Source organism: Marinococcus sp. LNHM4E3-1 (genome assembly GCF_056034405.1).
In genome coordinates this window covers 121,743-138,274 of record NZ_JBQLID010000002.1, presented here as the reverse complement: position 1 = coordinate 138,274, position 16,532 = coordinate 121,743, and the positions used below count along the sequence as shown (strand labels likewise).

17 protein-coding genes are annotated in these 16,532 nt (G+C 42.3%); 2 read left to right on the top strand and 15 right to left on the bottom strand.

Annotated elements, in window-relative coordinates:
• Positions 1-82 precede the first annotated feature (82 nt).
• The 8 genes from ACTRXI_RS02765 to ACTRXI_RS02730 form a co-directional block, all read right to left on the bottom strand.
• Complete coding sequence (locus tag ACTRXI_RS02765; RefSeq protein ID WP_474260960.1) at positions 83-1,030, bottom strand: hydroxymethylglutaryl-CoA lyase; 948 nt, start codon at positions 1,028-1,030, stop codon at positions 83-85.
• A complete protein-coding gene (locus ACTRXI_RS02760) occupies positions 1,031-2,233 on the bottom strand; it encodes a CaiB/BaiF CoA transferase family protein (RefSeq protein ID WP_474260959.1) in 1,203 nt (400 codons plus the stop codon). It lies immediately after the preceding gene.
• Positions 2,234-2,282: 49 nt separating this feature from the next.
• The gene (locus tag ACTRXI_RS02755; RefSeq protein ID WP_474261141.1) at positions 2,283-2,906 is read right to left on the bottom strand and encodes a FadR/GntR family transcriptional regulator; all 624 of its coding nucleotides are present in this window, start codon (positions 2,904-2,906) and stop codon (positions 2,283-2,285) included.
• Between the two features lie 141 nt (positions 2,907-3,047).
• Positions 3,048-3,812 (bottom strand): type I 3-dehydroquinate dehydratase, encoded by a 765-nt coding sequence (aroD, locus tag ACTRXI_RS02750; RefSeq protein WP_474260958.1) that lies wholly within the window; start codon positions 3,810-3,812, stop codon positions 3,048-3,050.
• Between the two features lie 149 nt (positions 3,813-3,961).
• Positions 3,962-4,789 carry a sugar phosphate isomerase/epimerase family protein gene (locus ACTRXI_RS02745; protein WP_474260957.1) on the bottom strand — a complete coding sequence of 276 codons (828 nt, stop codon included), beginning with the start codon at positions 4,787-4,789 and terminating at the stop codon, positions 3,962-3,964.
• A 42-nt stretch (positions 4,790-4,831) separates the two neighbouring features.
• Positions 4,832-6,589, bottom strand: a complete 1,758-nt coding sequence (locus tag ACTRXI_RS02740) for a thiamine pyrophosphate-binding protein (RefSeq protein ID WP_474260956.1) — start codon at positions 6,587-6,589, stop codon at positions 4,832-4,834.
• A gap of 1 nt (position 6,590) precedes the next feature.
• The gene (locus tag ACTRXI_RS02735) at positions 6,591-7,583 is read right to left on the bottom strand and encodes a zinc-dependent alcohol dehydrogenase (protein ID WP_474260955.1); all 993 of its coding nucleotides are present in this window, start codon (positions 7,581-7,583) and stop codon (positions 6,591-6,593) included.
• A gap of 26 nt (positions 7,584-7,609) precedes the next feature.
• Entirely contained in the window at positions 7,610-9,049 is a 1,440-nt protein-coding gene (locus tag ACTRXI_RS02730) for an aldehyde dehydrogenase family protein (RefSeq protein WP_474260954.1), read from the bottom strand.
• Positions 9,050-9,216: 167 nt separating this feature from the next.
• Between ACTRXI_RS02730 and ACTRXI_RS02725 the strand changes: the two genes are divergently transcribed.
• Complete coding sequence (locus ACTRXI_RS02725; RefSeq protein WP_474260953.1) at positions 9,217-10,566, top strand: hypothetical protein; 1,350 nt, start codon at positions 9,217-9,219, stop codon at positions 10,564-10,566.
• A gap of 85 nt (positions 10,567-10,651) precedes the next feature.
• Entirely contained in the window at positions 10,652-11,194 is a 543-nt protein-coding gene (locus ACTRXI_RS02720; RefSeq protein ID WP_322526678.1) for a shikimate kinase, read from the top strand.
• Positions 11,195-11,221: 27 nt separating this feature from the next.
• Here ACTRXI_RS02720 and ACTRXI_RS02715 read toward each other — a convergent pair whose 3' ends face one another.
• From ACTRXI_RS02715 to ACTRXI_RS02685, 7 genes are all read right to left on the bottom strand, one after another.
• Entirely contained in the window at positions 11,222-12,253 is a 1,032-nt protein-coding gene (locus ACTRXI_RS02715; RefSeq protein WP_474260952.1) for a LacI family DNA-binding transcriptional regulator, read from the bottom strand.
• 113 nt (positions 12,254-12,366) lie between these two features.
• Entirely contained in the window at positions 12,367-12,612 is a 246-nt protein-coding gene (locus ACTRXI_RS02710; protein WP_322526676.1) for an HPr family phosphocarrier protein, read from the bottom strand.
• A 12-nt stretch (positions 12,613-12,624) separates the two neighbouring features.
• Positions 12,625-13,899 (bottom strand): TRAP transporter large permease, encoded by a 1,275-nt coding sequence (locus ACTRXI_RS02705; protein ID WP_474260951.1) that lies wholly within the window; start codon positions 13,897-13,899, stop codon positions 12,625-12,627.
• On the bottom strand, positions 13,896-14,498 hold the full coding sequence (locus ACTRXI_RS02700; RefSeq protein ID WP_474260949.1) for a TRAP transporter small permease: 603 nt from the start codon (positions 14,496-14,498) through the stop codon (positions 13,896-13,898). Before ACTRXI_RS02700 ends, ACTRXI_RS02705 begins: the two co-directional genes overlap by 4 nt.
• A 21-nt stretch (positions 14,499-14,519) precedes the next feature.
• A complete protein-coding gene (locus ACTRXI_RS02695) occupies positions 14,520-15,530 on the bottom strand; it encodes a TRAP transporter substrate-binding protein (protein WP_474261140.1) in 1,011 nt (336 codons plus the stop codon).
• A gap of 218 nt (positions 15,531-15,748) precedes the next feature.
• A complete protein-coding gene (locus ACTRXI_RS02690; protein ID WP_462867864.1) occupies positions 15,749-16,204 on the bottom strand; it encodes a YkvA family protein in 456 nt (151 codons plus the stop codon).
• A gap of 94 nt (positions 16,205-16,298) precedes the next feature.
• Entirely contained in the window at positions 16,299-16,526 is a 228-nt protein-coding gene (locus ACTRXI_RS02685) for a hypothetical protein (protein WP_298784765.1), read from the bottom strand.
• Positions 16,527-16,532: the final 6 nt, after the last annotated feature.

Genomic DNA, 16,532 nt, shown 5'->3' with positions numbered 1-16,532 from the left:
CCTGACCATACGTAAAAACCCGTATCTACATCAAATGATACGGGTTTTTCCACAGGTTTTTCAACTTTTATTCATTAAATTTCTAATTTACTTTATTTTGCGATTCTACTTTATCATGCAATTGGGAATTAGGTCCGGCTTGAAGCATATAACTGCCTCCATCATGACCTATTATATTCTTCACTTCTTTGGCAGTCTGAATAATTTTTTCAAGGTTGATACCAGTTGCTATCCCCATCTCCTCCAGCATATGCACTACATCCTCTGTAGGGACATTTCCAGTAGCTCCCGGCGCATAGGGACATCCCCCCAGCCCTGCTATTGAGCTGTCAAAACGACGTATTCCCTGCTCCATGCCCGCAGCCATATTAGCTAACGCAAGCCCTCTTGTGTTGTGCAAGTGCATCGAAAATGTCATATCGGGAAAAGCAGCCTGCAAATCCTGAAGCATATGATGTACCTGTTTAGGATTTGCCATACCGGTTGTATCTGCCAGGGACACTTCCTGAACATTCATTTGTTGATACCTCTTGAGTATTGGATATAATTGCTTTTCAGTTACTCTTCCTTCATACGGACAGCCAAAAGCTACTGAAATCGATCCACCAACGGTTACTTTTTCTTTTTCTGCCAGCTCTGCGATTGGTTCCAATTTTTTTTGAGCTTCTTCCACCGTAGCATTTGCATTCGACAAGCTATGGGAATCCGTCGCTGACAGCATCAGCTTCAACTTTTTAATGCCTGCGCCAATGGCTCGTTCTGCCCCTTTTACATTAGGCACTAATGCCCTCATTTTCATCGTGGATATGTCCTGGACAGCCTGTACCACCTCTTCAGCGTCTTTTAATTGTGGAATCGCTTTAGGATGCACAAAAGAGGTCACTTCCATGGAGGAAACCCCCGTTTCGGCTAACTTACGGATTATCTCTATTTTTTTCTCTGTAGGAATCCATTCATCTTCGGCCTGAAAACCATCCCGGGGAGCAACTTCACACAGTTCGATTGAGTCAGGGTATCTGGTCTCTGCCATTTAAATCACTCCTTCTTCTTTTAAGCTTTGAATATCCTCTTCAGACAACCCAAGACCTTCTCCCAGAATTTCTTCATTGTGCTCTCCCAAATCCGGGGCCCGGTGACGAATACTGCCAGGCGTTTTCGAAAATTTCGGTACTACTCCTGGAATCTTAACGCTGCCGAGGCGTGGATGTTCAATCTCCACAATATTTTCCCGGGCTTGATAGTGGGGGTCGTTGAAAATGTCTTCTATTGTATAAATAGGACTGACCGGCACACCATATTCATCCAACTTATCCATTAACTCTTTTTGGGTATGAATTTTTATCCAGCCCGAAACAATTTTTTGCACCTCATCGTCATGCTCGAGACGCACTGCGTTAGTATAATAACGATCATCCTCCAGCATATCTTTTCTGCCCATCGCTTCTGCAAGTCGGTCGAACGTAGAATCTGTGCTGCATACCAATACGACAAATTTATCGTCTTTGGTACCATACGTCCCTGCTGGGCTGGAATGACCGGACAGCCCCGGGCTGCGCTCGCGCACTTTATTATTCTGATCATACTCAGCTACCAGAAATTCCAGCATACGAAACATTGACTCGTATAAGCCCATATCAATCGACTGTCCTTCTCCGTCTTCGTTAACATCACGGTGGTAGAGAGCGCTTACAGTTGCCAGAGCAATATAAATCCCAGTAATGTAATCAAGCAGGGAATATGCAGGGCTTACCGGTGGACGGTCTGGGAAACCGGAAATGCCTGTATGTCCGCTGAAGGCCGTTCCTGGTGTTCCAAAACCAGCCTTTGAGCTGTAAGGGCCGGTCTGGCCGTATCCCGAAACCCGGGACAAAATAATTTCAGGGTTTTGCTTCTTCATTTCCTCGTAGCCAATCCCCCATTTTTCCAGCGTACCGGGACGGAAATTTTCTATAACTACATCGGATTTAGCAATTAACTTTTTTAATACTTCTTTTCCTTTTTCCGTACGGATATCAAGTGTTAATGATTTCTTATTCCGTGCAAGACCCGGCCAGCGCAGAGGTTCCTCGTCTTTCCAAGGCCCAACTGTACGAAGAGTGTCCCCTTTGCCAGGGATCTCCACCTTTGTCACTTCTGCACCAAAGTCAGCCAGCAGCGTAGCACCGAAAGGCGCCGCAATCATCGTTGATAAATCCAAAATTTTAATTCCTTCTAATGGCCCACTCATGTTCATTTTTAACTCCTCCTATTAGATCGATCTAATAAATTAAAAAAAATATAACCTAATTTTCCTTAATATTTATTTTCAGGTACTGCAAATGATTCCGCATGGATTTTTCGGCTTTTTTTCCTTCTCCATTTTTTATATGACGGAATATTTCTTCGTGTTCTTGTTGGGCTTGTTTATATCTTTCTTTATCTTCCATCATTTTACTGCGCATCTTATAGATCATTTCTAAATTCGATTTCATCATTGTTACAAAAACAAAGTTTCCAGAGGCTTCTGCTATCGAAAGATGAAAGCTTTTATCCACATTAGTGTCTATTTGAATCGATTTCATGTTTTTCTCTATTTCCTCAAGCTGTTCTAATGTCGCTCTTTCACTGGCTAACCGGGCAATATTAGGCTCAAGTGTTTCTCTTGCCTCAATGAAATGCAGAATCGCTGTTTGTTCCATTGCTTTTACAGGATCATAATTGAAGTCCTGCTGCTGATAAATACTTTGTAAATATCGGCCTCCCCCTATTCGGGAAACGATAATACCCTTTGATTCAAGAACGCGAAAAGCTTCTCTCAGAGACGTCCTGCTGCAGCACAGTCTTTCGGCAAGCATCCTTTCAGCCGGCAGTTTGTCGCCTGGAACCATAGTTCCTTCTTCTATCAGCCGCAACAGTTCTTCTTCAATAAACTCATACTTTCTTTTTTTAGTTTGGTTTTCGATTCTAACTCATACTCCCCGGAAAATATAATATTGGGCTAACCAATTCACTTAATTGTAAACGTTATCTTTTTATTAGTCAATAAAAACCGGCTTTCGCCGGTTCATTTATTTATTAGACTTCAAAGGAGCTTCCATACTTTTAATCAATTCAATTGACACCTGACCTGGAGCTGAACTTCCCTTCCCAATGCCGAAAGTAAATAAAGAGCCTGTTTTCCATCCGGCGAGTCTGGTTATTGCTCCGTCAGAGCCCATAGCCATAGTAATCACCGGAATAGCAAGTTCATCATTTGTTTTCTCTGTCACCTGCAAAACAGCTAAGACGTCAGTCATATTATTGGGCATCACTGCCAGCTTAGCTATGTCTGCTTTGTTATTACTCGCTTTATGAAGCTTAGCCAGCATTTCCTCTTCATTAGGAGTTTGATGAAAGTTGTGAAAAGATAATATTAATTTCACATTGTTTTTCGCCGCATTTTTTTGAACCTCTTCGATATACTCCTGATTATTTTCTAATTCATAATCTATGAAATCTATGTGGCGGGTAGCACAGACTTTTTTCATCAACTCAATTTTATCATTTTCATTTAATTCAATTTTTTGTCCACCCTCGTGTATAGAACGAATCGTGAACAACAAAGGAACCTCTCCAATTTCTTTTCTTACCTGTTCAAGGACCTCTAATACTTTTTTAAAGTCACCAATATCTTCAAAAAAATCTGCCCGCCATTCAATCAGATCTGGTTCTTTTTGAATAATGTGCTTTGTTTCGTCAAGCAGCTCGTTTTCACTTATTCCTATAAGCGGAACACATACACATGGACGTTCGTTTGTTAACAACGTATTTCTCACTTTTAATTCTTTCACCATAGAAACCCCCTTCTTCTATTGTCCATTGTAGCCGATTGTAATTTTCATTACTATCAATGCCCGCACAATTTAAACAAGCCGGAGTGTCTGCTAGCTGCACTCCGGCTGAATTATTAACCCGGGAATCACTCTGTACCATTCCCTGCATATTAGCTTTCGCCGCTAAAAACAGTATTTTTGACGTATTGTTTAGCAGTTTGCAAGCATTTTTTTGCGTGATTTTCATACCCCAATTCTTTTGCCCGCCGGCTATGGGGAATTTCCAGAGAATACGGTACATTGGGCGTATTCCGGAGCAGCCCGGAAATATCTGCGGCACCTTCACCAACATACGGTCTTTCTTCCCGGAGAATCCTTGTCATTTCCTCTTGAGAAGAAGGCTCGACTCCCGGTGCATCACATAAATGCATGTAATGGAACCACTCTCTTGGCAAACCGCTTAATTCTTCCGCTTTATCTCCTGCTCTATAAAAGTGATGGGCATCAATCATCAGACCCGCATTTTTCTTATCTGCTTTTTTTAATATCTCTACCGTTTCTGAAAGGTTCGTTATGCTGGCTATCGGAACATATTCCAAATCTACAGTTAAATTGTACTGATTTGCGAGGTCACATATCTTTGAAAACTGCTCTAGGGCAAAGTCTTCGTCATCTACCCATATACTGCTTAATACATGCTTGCCACCAAGTTCAGCTGCGACTTCAAAGGCCGGTTCGTAATTTTTATAATCAATGCCTTTATCCACTTTCGCCAATTCGATATCCAACAGTTCGAGGCCTGTTTCCTGTAAAGCTTTTTTAGTCTTTTTGTCCATTTCCCGATTGTTGGCTAAATCGTAGTTTTTCTCATCGGGCAGCCCCATATAGATAGGACGCATACTAACATAATCAAAACCGGCTTTTGCAGCTAAATATGTCAGTTCTGGCGGGCTATATTCTAAAGCTGTTAAATGTGCTAAAGAGAACTTCGGCTCCATATTATGCCTCCTACATTAAATTAGATCGATCTAATTTATAGTTCAAACACCCTCATGGTGAACTTTTTTTCCAGGCGAATAGATATCCATGATGTTCCAGTGTCCATCTGTCGGTACCGGCTCGTTAATCATAGCAACATCAATGACTATAGGCTTTTCACTGGCCAAAGCTTCCTCCAGAGCCGGTTTGAATTCTTCCGCTTTTTCAATTTTAATTCCTTCTATCCCGTATCCCCGGGCTATTGCTGCATAATCCGGCGTGTAGCTTTCGCCATCCCGCTCGAAAACGGTTCCGTAGGTAGTGCCAAAGTGTGCCTTTTCCAATCCTGCTATCGTTCCGTATGAAGAATTGTTCATTACTACCCATACCACCGGAATATTCTCTTCCACTGCTGTAGCCATAAGTGCAGGGTTTTGACCAAATCCTCCGTCTCCTACGAGAGAAATAACTTTTTTATCCGGAGCTGCCACCTTCGCTCCTAACGCTGCTGGTGCACCGAAGCCCATCGTGGCGTAACCTCCTGGGGTTAATACCGAACCTGCTTCATAAATTGGGAACTGTTGGCCCATGCCGTTTTTGTTCCAGCCTACATCTGTAGTAATATAAGCATCTTTAGGTACCACGTTTCTCACTTCAGCTAAAATCCGCTGAGGGACCATTGGGAAACGATCATCCTCTACGAGCTTTTGATTAGCTTCGTTAAACGAACGTTTATACTCTTTAATCTCTTTTTTCAATTCGGCGTTTTCTTTACCTTCCGGCAGTTCTTCCTTCGCTGCTTTAATTAATGCCTGCAATGCTTGTTTGAGATCAGCTACTGCCCCAATCTCCACCGGGTAGTTGCGACCGATTTCTGAAGAATCAATATCGATGTGTATCAATTTTGTTGGAGGAAACTGGAACGTATACTCTCCCTCCCAGGAACTGCTGTCAGCTTCAGCAAACCTTGTGCCAAGAGCCATTATCCAATCTGCATTTCTAGTTTTCTCATTAATAAATTGTGTTCCCCAGAATCCGGTCATGCCAAGTGTTAAATCGTCATCGTCTGACATAGCGCCTTTACCCATCAAAGAATGAGAAACTGGCAGGCCTAAATGATTGGCAAACTCCCGGAGTTCATCTGAGGCATCGGCTAGCATGATGCCGCCGCCAACGTGGAGCAACGGCTGTTCTGCCTGGATTAGCTTCTGCACAATTTCTCTTGCTGTATCTTCATCCAAAGAAGGCTTCTGGAGTTTTTTCGTATGGCGTTTTTGCTGTTCAAATAAAGACTCCTCAATTTCTTTAGAAAACATATCCATCGGTACAGACACTAAAACCGGACCAGGATTGCCGCTTTCTGCCAATTGGAAAGCTTTTTCCATAATTTCCGGGAGCAGATCCTCGCGATCTACTCTCCAGGCTCTTTTAACAAATGGACGGTAAACTTCATATTGAGAAGCATCGGCATGCATATTCATTTCCTGGTGCGGATGCTTACCATAGTAATGAGAAGGTACATCTCCTGCAATAACAACCATTGGAATCGAATCCAGAGCAGCATTTGCTACTCCGGTAGAGGCGTTGGTAAGTCCTGGCCCTACGTGGCTTAATAAAACAGAAGTCTCGTTCTTCGCACGGGCATAGCCGTCTGCCATATGAGCAGCAATTTGTTCATGGCGAACATTCACGAATTTCACCGACGTTTTCTCGAGTTCAGCCAGTACTGCGATATTTGTATGTCCGCATAAGCCAAATACGTGTTCAACTCCGCGGGTTTCCAGATATTTAGCTAACAGATTAGAAACTAATTTTTTCATTTTATTTTTCCTCCCCGAATTGAAGAATTATTTTCCCTTGTTTTCCTGAAAGAGCTTCGTCATAAGCCTGCTGATAGTCATGAAAAGGAAATATTTTAGAAATCACCGGTTCTACGTTCAAGGCTGAGGCTTTGAGATACTCCATCGTTTGCGTAAAATCATCAGGCACATTATAAATAATGGAGCCGTACAGGGTTATTTCTTTACGCACAAGTGTTGTAACGGACAATTGTGCTTCAGGAGTCATGCCTACGCAAACGATCTCACCCCCCGGCTTAACAATATCTATGCTTTGTTCAAACGACGACTTCGTCCCTGCCGCTTCGATAACAATATCGAAATAACTGTTTTTAACCTCTTCGGGATAGTTTACTTTTACCGATTCATAATTACTTTTTACTTTCCGAAGCTTGTCTTCGTTTATGTCAACAGCACTGACATTTCCGCCCAGATAATCAGCTAAAGCAAGTGCGAGCATTCCTTCTGTTCCACAGCCTATGACAGCTACCTTTTTCTTTTCATTTACTGTCACTTTTTTTAAAGCATGAACAATTACTGCCAGAGGCTCAATCAGTATCGCCCGTTTATCAGTAATGCCGGGGTCTACAGGCATGACATATTTACTGTCAATGACTACTTCCTCCGCAAATCCACCGTCCGCATTGATTCCAAGAGATTTTTTATATGGGCAGATATTGGTTTTCCCCTGCAGACAATATTCGCATTCTCCGCAATACGTATTAGGCTGTACGATTACACGTTCTCCTGTGGAGTAAGGACTTGTCGTTCCTGTTTCTTCAATAATTCCTAAAATTTCGTGCCCGGGGCGAACCGGATAATCAGCGTGCGGTAGTTTACCGTTATACACACTAAGATCCGAACCACAGATACCTCCGTAAATAATTTTCAGGCGCACATCATTTTCATTTAAAATCTCTTGATCATTTTCTACTATTTTTAGCCGGGAAGGACTCTCCAGTGTTAAACCATTCATATTTGCACCTCCACTCCATATCTTCTTTATTCATTGGCAGGCAGACGCAGGACCACCATCTTCATTTCAGTCATTTCTTCTATGGCAAACCTTGGGCCTTCTCTTCCAATACCACTGTTTTTCACGCCGCCGTATGGCCAGTGATCCAGCCGGAAGTTCGAGGTCCCATTGATAATTACGCCGCCCGCTTCAATTTGATGGGCCACTTTATAAGCAAGATCGATATTTTTAGTAAACACCCCTGTTTGAAGACCAAATTCAGAGTCGTTAGACCAGGTGATCGCTTCATCGATATCGTCATAAGGAATAACGCTTATGAGCGGTCCGAAAACTTCTTCACACACCACTTTATCTTCATGCTTAGGATTCAACAGCACAGTTGGAGTGATCGTAGCCCCGTCCTGCACTCCCCCTGTTAAAAGTTCAGCCCCTCCATCTACAGCTTCATCTATCCAGGATTTCACCCGGTTTGCTGCATTTTCATCTACAAGAGAGCCTATATCAGTGGCAGCGTCCAAAGGATCCCCTAATTGAAGCTGTTCCACGTTCGTTTTTAGTGCTTCTGAAAATTCATTCATTGCCGAACGGTGCACATAAATACGCTGCACTGAAATACAGCTTTGACCCGAGTTACTATTACCGGTTTTAGCACTCATTTTTGCGGCTTCCTGAATGTCAGCGTCATGATGGACTATCGTAGCAGCATTGCCTCCAAGTTCAAGTAGAACCTTTTTCATTCCCGCTGTATCACAAATATTTCTACTCGCTTTGGTCCCTCCCGTGAAGGAAATAACATTCACCCGATTATCCTGCACAATTTTCTGCCCAATTTCGACGCCGCCTAAAAGCATATGAACCGCATTTCCCGGAAGCCCCGCCCGCAGCATCAAATCTAACAACGCTGTAGCGATCAACGCTGTCTGGGGAGCGGGCTTTAAAATAGTGACATTTCCCCCGGCGAACGCTGGGCCAATTTTATGACAGACGAGGTTGAGCGGAGCGTTAAATGGCGTAATAGCGGCGATGACTCCTACCGGAACCCGGTACGTGGATGCCATGGCCGTCGTTCCACGTTCTGATGCGTCCCCTGGTATAGTTTCCCCGTGTAGCCGTTTCGCTTCTTCCCCTGAAAGTTCCAGCGTTTCAATCGAGCGGGAAACTTCATCTCTAGTATTTTTAAGAGGCTTGCCCAGTTCTTCAGCAATTAGTTTGGCGAACGTTTCCTTCTCTTCTTCAAGCAGTAGTGCAGCTGCTTTTAAAATTTTCGCCCGCTTACCAGAAGGAATAGACTCAATTGCTTTTTTGTCTTTATAAGCTGCCTGGAGAGCTTTTTCAACATCTTCGAGGCTTGCGGTATATTGGCTTCCAATACTTTTTCCATTGTAAGGGTTATAAATCGTTTCTTTTGTAGTTTCATTCTTCAACCAATGGTTTTCAATAAAAGGCTGAGCTAATAATTCCTGCATCCCTTTCACCTCGTTTTATTAGATCGATCTAATAAACATTCATTTAAAAACAGCTTTCGCTGTTAGTATAGATCGATCTAAAATTATAATTTGTAAACGTTATCATTATGATACGATAGATATATTAAAACATCAACCATTTTTTTAGCTTAAAAGGGGATCTACTCATGCGCCTTGTCATTTATTCACTATTAGTGATTCTTCATATTGCCTTTCAATTTGTTGATATACCGGGCGAAGTTATTATTTTAGGCGTTCTTGCCAATATTGTTATTTTGCTTTCATTTTTCTATGCCCGAGGTTTATTTTTTTATTCCGGACTCATTTTCTACACTATTGGTATACTGTTGTTTATATTAAATGACCTCTCCTTAAATGCTTATTTTTCCTCATTTACGACGATGATGAGTATTCTCGCATTTTTTTACATGCTTCCTTTTTTAAATTCCTTGATACAGGTGGGCAAATACGATAGAAATCTCCGAAAATTTATTGAGCAGGGCGTTAAAAACATAAAGCATTTATATAAGCGGAGTTTCTTTGTTTGCCATGTGCTTGGATTATTTTTAAACATAGCTACTTTTTCTGTTTTGATGCGTACACTTGATGGCACTTTTAAAAATACCTCGAAACGTGTAAAAAGCAAGTTCTATACCCAAAACTTGCTGCGAGCTTACGCCTTGTGCCTGGCATGGAGCCCGCTGGAAATTATGGTGATTACAGCTTTAAACATAACTGGCCAGGAATATATTCATGTATTTCCAGCCATTGCTTCCATTGTGATGGTCGTAATCGTATTTGATATTGCTGCTTCATCTCTTAAATTTCCTTCTGTTACTTTTCCTCAGAACCAGGAAAGTTCTTCCTCCGCTTCTCTCATCAGGCGAAAAATTTTTAGTTTAATACTTTTGCTGGCTCTGTTGGTTTCCTGTGTAAGTATTACAAGCGGATGGACTGGTTATGATTACTTGTTTACTTTAGTTTTATTCATTGCTCCTGTATCTTTTTTTTGGTCAATGATTATTCGAAGGCTGCGAAGATATACCATTTTTGCCGTAAAACAATGGCAGAACCGCACCAAAGGCATGGCCAATTTCTTTTTTATGTTTTTAAGTGCCGGTTTATTTGTTCAGATGCTTGCAGAAACTCCTGTTTTTGATACGTTGCAGTACGCCTTTACCGCTCTGCATGACCAGGTATTTTATTTCTATTTGGCGATAGGCATTTATTTCATCGTTTCAAGCTTTGTAGGCTTTCACCCGCTGGTTTCGGTAATTCTCCTCTCAGAAATTATCGCCCCCTCCCTGCCGGATTTAAGCCCTGTACCTTTAGCTTTAGTATTAATAGTGAGCAGCTTAAGTCCGGTTATGTACAGTCCCTTTAATATTTCGGTTTCCCTGGTGGGAAACTATTTAAATGTGAACCCTTACCGATTAGGCCTGTGGAACCTGCCGTTTGCTTCGGGCTATATTCTTTTCACTATCGTCATCGCTTACTGCTTACAGCTGTTTATATGATATAGTTGTAAGTGACAGCAAACATGTATTATAATCGCGGTACATTTTAAAACGAATTCAATACAAATGAAAGAGTGCAGATATTATGACAGAGCGATCTTTACGAGAAAAAAGCATAGTGTTCATCGGCTTTATGGGAGTGGGTAAAACTACTGTCGGAAGACTAGTCGCTAAGAAGCTTTACAGAAGCTTTGTTGATATCGACGAAGAAATAGAAAAGGAATATGGCATGCCTGTTCCTGAAGTATTTAAATTAATCGGCGAACCCGCTTTTCGTGAGAAGGAAAAAGAGTTGGTCCGCAAGTATTCCACACAAAGCTTAAAGGTGATTTCTTTAGGCGGGGGTGCTTTCATGCAGGAAGAAATCCGCAACCTCTGCCTAAACAACTGCACTGTCTTTTATTTAGATATGTCCTGGGACTCCTGGAAGGAAAGGCTGCACCTCATAATGGGCAACCGGCCGGTTCTGCAGGGAAAGAGCATCGAGGAAATAGAAGAATTATTTTATAAGCGGCAGGGCACTTACGCCGATCATAATTCTAAAATCACCATCGATCAGCTGCCGGCGGAAGATGTAGCTGATTATTTAACAGACTCACTAAAAATGGCCTGGGATATGTACGATTAAACGACTTCTCCATGAGAAGCCGTTTTTTTATTTTGGGAGTGGAAATGTTGATTTTCTCACGATTAATTCTGGTTCAAGAATAATCCTTTTCCTGTCTCTTTCATCGCTTTCAAGCTGTTCTTTCAATAAGGCAGCTGCCCGGGCTCCTATTTCTTTTGGGTAGGAGGAAACTGTGGTTAAAGCAGGATAGGAAAGGGCCTCCGCTTCCGGCACGTCATCAAAACCTACTACTGCTACATCTTTACCTGGAGTTTTCCCCTGGTTCCTAAGTTCTTCAAGTACACCAAAAGCTACTGTGTCATTAAAGCAAAAAACCGCAGTAGGCTGTTTACCCTTATTGAATATGCTTTTAATTGCATGTACGCCTCCATTTCGATCTGTTGTTCCTGCTTCAATTAAAGAGGTATCAAGTTCTTTACCCCATTCTTTATAGGCTTTCATGTATCCATTTTCTCTATCCTTCCAGGCCAGTGACTCTGCTCCTCCCCCTACAAAAGCAATCTTTCTATGGCCTTCCTCGAGCAAATGTTTTGTAGCCAGGTAAGCCCCGCGCTCATAATCAACTCCAACGTAGTCGCTTACCAAACCATCAATTTCCCGAACTGCTAAAACCAACGGAAGCTGCCATTTATTCAGAGAATCGATATCAGTCATGGAAGTATCTGAAACCGGGCATAATATAACGCCTCCTACACGATTCTCCATCATTGTAGAAAGAAGCTTCCGCTGTTTTTCTTCAGAATCAAATGTTGTTCCAAGCAGGATTGTATATCCTTCTTTTTCCAGCGTTTCATGCACTCCTACTAAAAGCTCTGAATAAAATGGGTTTGAAATATCTGTAATAATTAAGCCTATAGTAGTTGACCGCTGCTCTCTTAAGTTTGCTGCTACCCGGTCGTAAACATAGCCTAATTCTTCCATGGATTGAAGAACTTTTTCTCTTGTTGGTTTAGATATACTCGGACTGTTCCGGACAATCAAAGAAGCCGTAGCCCGCGATACTCCCGCATGTTCTGCCACCTGCTTTAATGTGACTCGTTTTTTGTTCAATGCCTTCACCCTCTTACATCCGTCATTAACAATCTAACTATTATAATGAAGCAGGTGCTGAATACCTGTCAATTCAGCACCTGCTTCATTAGTAAAGGAAGGCAGGAAAACCTGCCTTCCTTTTACGATAAATACTCTTCTACGGCGTCCAGGGCTTTTTCTTTATCTTCACCTTCTGCTAAAAGATAAACTCTTTCCCCATTTTCCAAACGAGTTGACACAAGCCCTAAAAAGCTTTTCAAATTAATTTCCTGTACGTTACCTTCTGATGCTTTTCTTAAATAAACCTCCGCTTTGAACGGCTGCAGCAAATTACTTAATTCACTGATAGTCTGCTTGCTGTCAATGTTTACAATAACTTCTCTCATTATTTTGCTCCTTTACTCTCCGAGGAATACTGTGGTCAGCTGTGGAATAAAGATAATAATCATCAACGTTGCCAGCATGGCAACGAAAAACGGTAAGACCGCTTTGGATAATGACTGCATTGAAAGACCTGATATTCCTGAGCCTACAAATAAATTCACTCCTAAAGGCGGTGTAATAAAGCCAATCGCCAGATTGACGACCATAATAATACCGAAATGCACCGGATCGTAACCAATTTCTGTCGCGATAGGAAGCAATAGCGGGGTTAGTATAATGATGGCGGCCAGAGTATCCATGAAACAGCCAATAATCAATAAAATCAGGGTGATAAGTAAAATAATAACTATAGTGTTATTAGATATACCCAGTAAGAAGTCAGCGATCTGGCCTGGTATTTGTGCGATAGTCATCAATTGGCCAAAAGCAGTAGCTGCTCCTACAATGATCAACACTGTAGCTGTAGTCAAGGCTGCATCAGCCATTACTTTAGGCATGTCTTTGATTTTCAATTCTTTATATAAGAACATTCCTGCAATAATACCATAAATGGCAGCTACCGCTGCAGCTTCTGTGGGAGTGAAAATACCACCGTATATTCCTCCGAGTATAATGATTGGAATTAAAAGAGCCCACTTGGCATCCCAAACTGACCTGCCAAACTCTTTTATGTCAAAGGGAACACCATTCCCCACGTACCCTTGTTTTTTGGAATAGTAAAAGGCATAGACCATTAAACCGGCTGCTACCACAATGCCCGGGATAATCCCCCCTATAAATAAGTCTCCTACCGAAGCTCCACCAGTAACACCGTACATTACCATTGGGATACTTGGAGGGATGATTACCCCTAAAGAACCAGCTGCAGCTACTAACGCAGTAGCAAATTTTTTATCATATCCCATTCGTACCATTGAGGGGATCATGATTCCTCCAATAGCTGCTACAGTGGCAGGCCCCGAACCGGAAATAGCCGCAAAAAACATGCAGGTGATAATTGTGGCCATGGCAAAGCCACCGGTTTTATTACCAACAAGTGTTTCGGCTACATGAAAAAGCCGCGCAGACACACCGCCTTTACTCATAACCTCTCCGGCCAGGATAAAAAACGGAACTGCCATTATGGCAAAGGAATCCACAGAAGTTATTAGTGATTGAGCAAGAAATTCTGGAGGCAGCACCTGGGTGCTTATTAGCACAATCAATGAAGCAATCGCCAATGCTATTCCGATCGGTACACTTAACGCCAGCAGGACTGCAAAGCTTCCAAAAAGTACTGTAGCTGTCATACTCCCTCTCCTTTCTTTTTATACTGACCTGATGCGGATCGTTGCTCTGGCATTGCCTCTTCCTCTTCTATACCATAGTTATCCATCATACGGTCACTTATGATTTCTCTTTCGTCTACATTGTGTCCCTTCAGATACTTTATTTGTTTAATAATCTGCTGCATAATACGAACAGCCGTAAGCAGCATCCCTACAGGAGCAGCCAGATATACCGCTCCCATTGGAGCACCTAATGAAGGCGAGAGCTGCCCCCACCCAAATATTTGAAAGGAAATGCCTAAACCGTATACTGCAATACTTACTGCAAAAAGCAAAAAGATGATATTTGATACCATGTTGAGTACAACTTTTCCTTTTTCCTTTAACAACAGCAATACAACATCTACTTTAATATGACGCTGTTTCTTTACTCCATAGCTTACTCCTACAAAAACCAGCCATATGAAGCAATACCGCGCCAGTTCCTCCGACCAGCCAAGCGAACTCCCCAGGATAAACCTCATGAAAATTTGAACACCAATTATTCCAAGCATTACTGTACTTAGAACTATTAGTAGAACTTCTTCGATATGGCGGTCCAGCCATTTGACTATTTTCATCCTGCTTCACCTCCTGCTCTGTTAATTTCCAGCTTCTTCAGCCCGGTTTCTAATACGATCCAATTCTTCACTTCCGTGCTCTTCCGTAAAGGTGTCATATACCGGCTGGGCTGCTTCTGCAAAATTCTCTCTTTCACTATCCGATAATTCAGTCACCGTCACTCCCTGCTCTTCCAGAAAATCAATTCCTTCTTCGCTTTCTTCTTCATTCAAATCTCTTTGATATTCCTTTGCTTCGTCCGCCGCTTCCTCCACTATCGTTTTTTCTTCATCGGACAGTGAATCCCAAAAAGGCTTACTAAGGGCGAACAAGCTCGCATTATACACGTGATTAGTTTCCGTTAAATATGGCTGCACCTCATAAAAGTTGTCATTCACTACGTTTCCTACCGGGTTTTCCTGGCCATCTACCGTTCCCTGCTCCAGCCCTACGTAAAGCTCTGTGTAACTCATCGGTGTCGGATTCGCTCCGAGTTCACTCCAAAGCTGCAGGTGCAGATCATTTTCCAATGTCCGGATATCAAGCCCCTGTACATCTTCCAAAGAATCGATTTCGCGTTGACTGTTTGTTAATTGCCTGAAACCATTTTCCCAATAGTTAAGTCCAACGAGGTTCTGCTCCGGTAATTCTTCCAGTAGACCCTCCCCGATAGAACTATCCAGCGTTTCATGAGCTGTTTCACGGTCCTCGAATAAATAAGGCAGATCAAAAAGATTAAAAATAGGTGCAAACTGCGCTACCGGTCCAGTAGAGACCGTGGTTCCCTGAATTGTATTGAGCTGCATGCCCTCCAATACCTGCCGGTCGCCCCCAAGCACTCCACTCGGATAAACTTCAACGTCTATTTCGCCATTAGTTTCTTCTTCCACAATTTCTTGAAACTCATATAATCCCTGTGTTAACGATCTGTCTTCTGAAGTTGCTACAGCCAATCTCATTTTTTTTGGCTCATCACTTTGATTTCCAGAAACTTCTGGAGAACAGCCGGAAATTAAAAATGCTCCAGCGGCCACAGTTAAACCTAACCCCATTTTCTTCACATTTACGCCTCCCCATATTAGTAAGCGCATACATTATCGCCTTTTTATTAGATCGATCCAATAAGTAGATCGATCTAACTAATTAACAACAGTCTACAGGAAGCGCTTTCAAATTTCAATGCAAAATTTTATCAAATGTTTTTTCATATGTTTTGCAGCAATTAGAAAGATAAAAAACACCAACATCCTTAAATGCTGGTGTTTTCATATTATTCATCTGCATCAATCGTATTATCACGCTGCAGCTTCCACTCTTTAAAGTCATCGAGGTCTTTTTGTACCTGCTTGAACACAAACGAAATAACCGCTGCGTCATCAATCAGGCCGCCCGGGAGAAAGTCCGGAATCAAATCGATGGGAGAAACGAAATAGATCAGTCCTGCAATGATGGCTACAATCGATTTGTAGGGCGCATGCTGGTACTCTTTTTTCCACCAGGCACGAAGCATTTCAAGCATCAGCTGCAGCTCCTGCCACACGTTTTTCAGCGGACTCTGGTTTTCGTCCGCTTTTTCTCTTGCCTGCCGCAGCAGTTTTTCCGTTTCTTTTGGGTCTTTCGCATATTTTTTCGCCCGCGGATTCAGGCGCTTTAATCGGTCCTTCAACGTTGATTCGTCAATGTTTTTCTTCTTTAAAAAGCTCCGCCGCTTTTTATCTTTTGCCATGTGCCCAGCTCCTTTATTAATTAATACAGCTATGTACCGCTTCTCCGGAGAAAAACAGACGCCCCGGAAAAGCTTTCACGCAGGACAGGATCTGTTATTCCAGACGATCCCTGTCCCGCTGCTTGATTTCTTTTCGGTATTCTTCCATTTCTTCCTTCGACGGGAGTGTTCTTGCTTTCATGTTATATTCCATCCGAAGCTTCGGTGCGTTTTCGTCTTTTCCAAACGTGCGTTCTTCTGTACGCTGAACCTGCGACTTGTCCTGATTCTGCAGGTCCCGTACCAGCTGGCCGATGTCTTTAGACAGGTCACGGAAAATCACGTGCGT

Coding starts and splice junctions, on each gene's coding strand:
- ACTRXI_RS02765 (WP_474260960.1), bottom strand. CDS start 1,030: ATGGCAGAGACCAGATACCCTGACTCAATCGAACTGTGTGAAGTTGCT.
- ACTRXI_RS02760 (WP_474260959.1), bottom strand. CDS start 2,233: ATGAACATGAGTGGGCCATTAGAAGGAATTAAAATTTTGGATTTATCA.
- aroD (WP_474260958.1), bottom strand. CDS start 3,812: ATGGTGAAAGAATTAAAAGTGAGAAATACGTTGTTAACAAACGAACGT.
- ACTRXI_RS02745 (WP_474260957.1), bottom strand. CDS start 4,789: ATGGAGCCGAAGTTCTCTTTAGCACATTTAACAGCTTTAGAATATAGC.
- ACTRXI_RS02740 (WP_474260956.1), bottom strand. CDS start 6,589: ATGAAAAAATTAGTTTCTAATCTGTTAGCTAAATATCTGGAAACCCGC.
- ACTRXI_RS02735 (WP_474260955.1), bottom strand. CDS start 7,583: ATGAATGGTTTAACACTGGAGAGTCCTTCCCGGCTAAAAATAGTAGAA.
- ACTRXI_RS02730 (WP_474260954.1), bottom strand. CDS start 9,049: ATGCAGGAATTATTAGCTCAGCCTTTTATTGAAAACCATTGGTTGAAG.
- ACTRXI_RS02725 (WP_474260953.1), top strand. CDS start 9,217: ATGCGCCTTGTCATTTATTCACTATTAGTGATTCTTCATATTGCCTTT.
- ACTRXI_RS02720 (WP_322526678.1), top strand. CDS start 10,652: ATGACAGAGCGATCTTTACGAGAAAAAAGCATAGTGTTCATCGGCTTT.
- ACTRXI_RS02710 (WP_322526676.1), bottom strand. CDS start 12,612: ATGAGAGAAGTTATTGTAAACATTGACAGCAAGCAGACTATCAGTGAA.
- ACTRXI_RS02705 (WP_474260951.1), bottom strand. CDS start 13,899: ATGACAGCTACAGTACTTTTTGGAAGCTTTGCAGTCCTGCTGGCGTTA.
- ACTRXI_RS02700 (WP_474260949.1), bottom strand. CDS start 14,498: ATGAAAATAGTCAAATGGCTGGACCGCCATATCGAAGAAGTTCTACTA.
- ACTRXI_RS02695 (WP_474261140.1), bottom strand. CDS start 15,530: ATGGGGTTAGGTTTAACTGTGGCCGCTGGAGCATTTTTAATTTCCGGC.
- ACTRXI_RS02690 (WP_462867864.1), bottom strand. CDS start 16,204: ATGGCAAAAGATAAAAAGCGGCGGAGCTTTTTAAAGAAGAAAAACATT.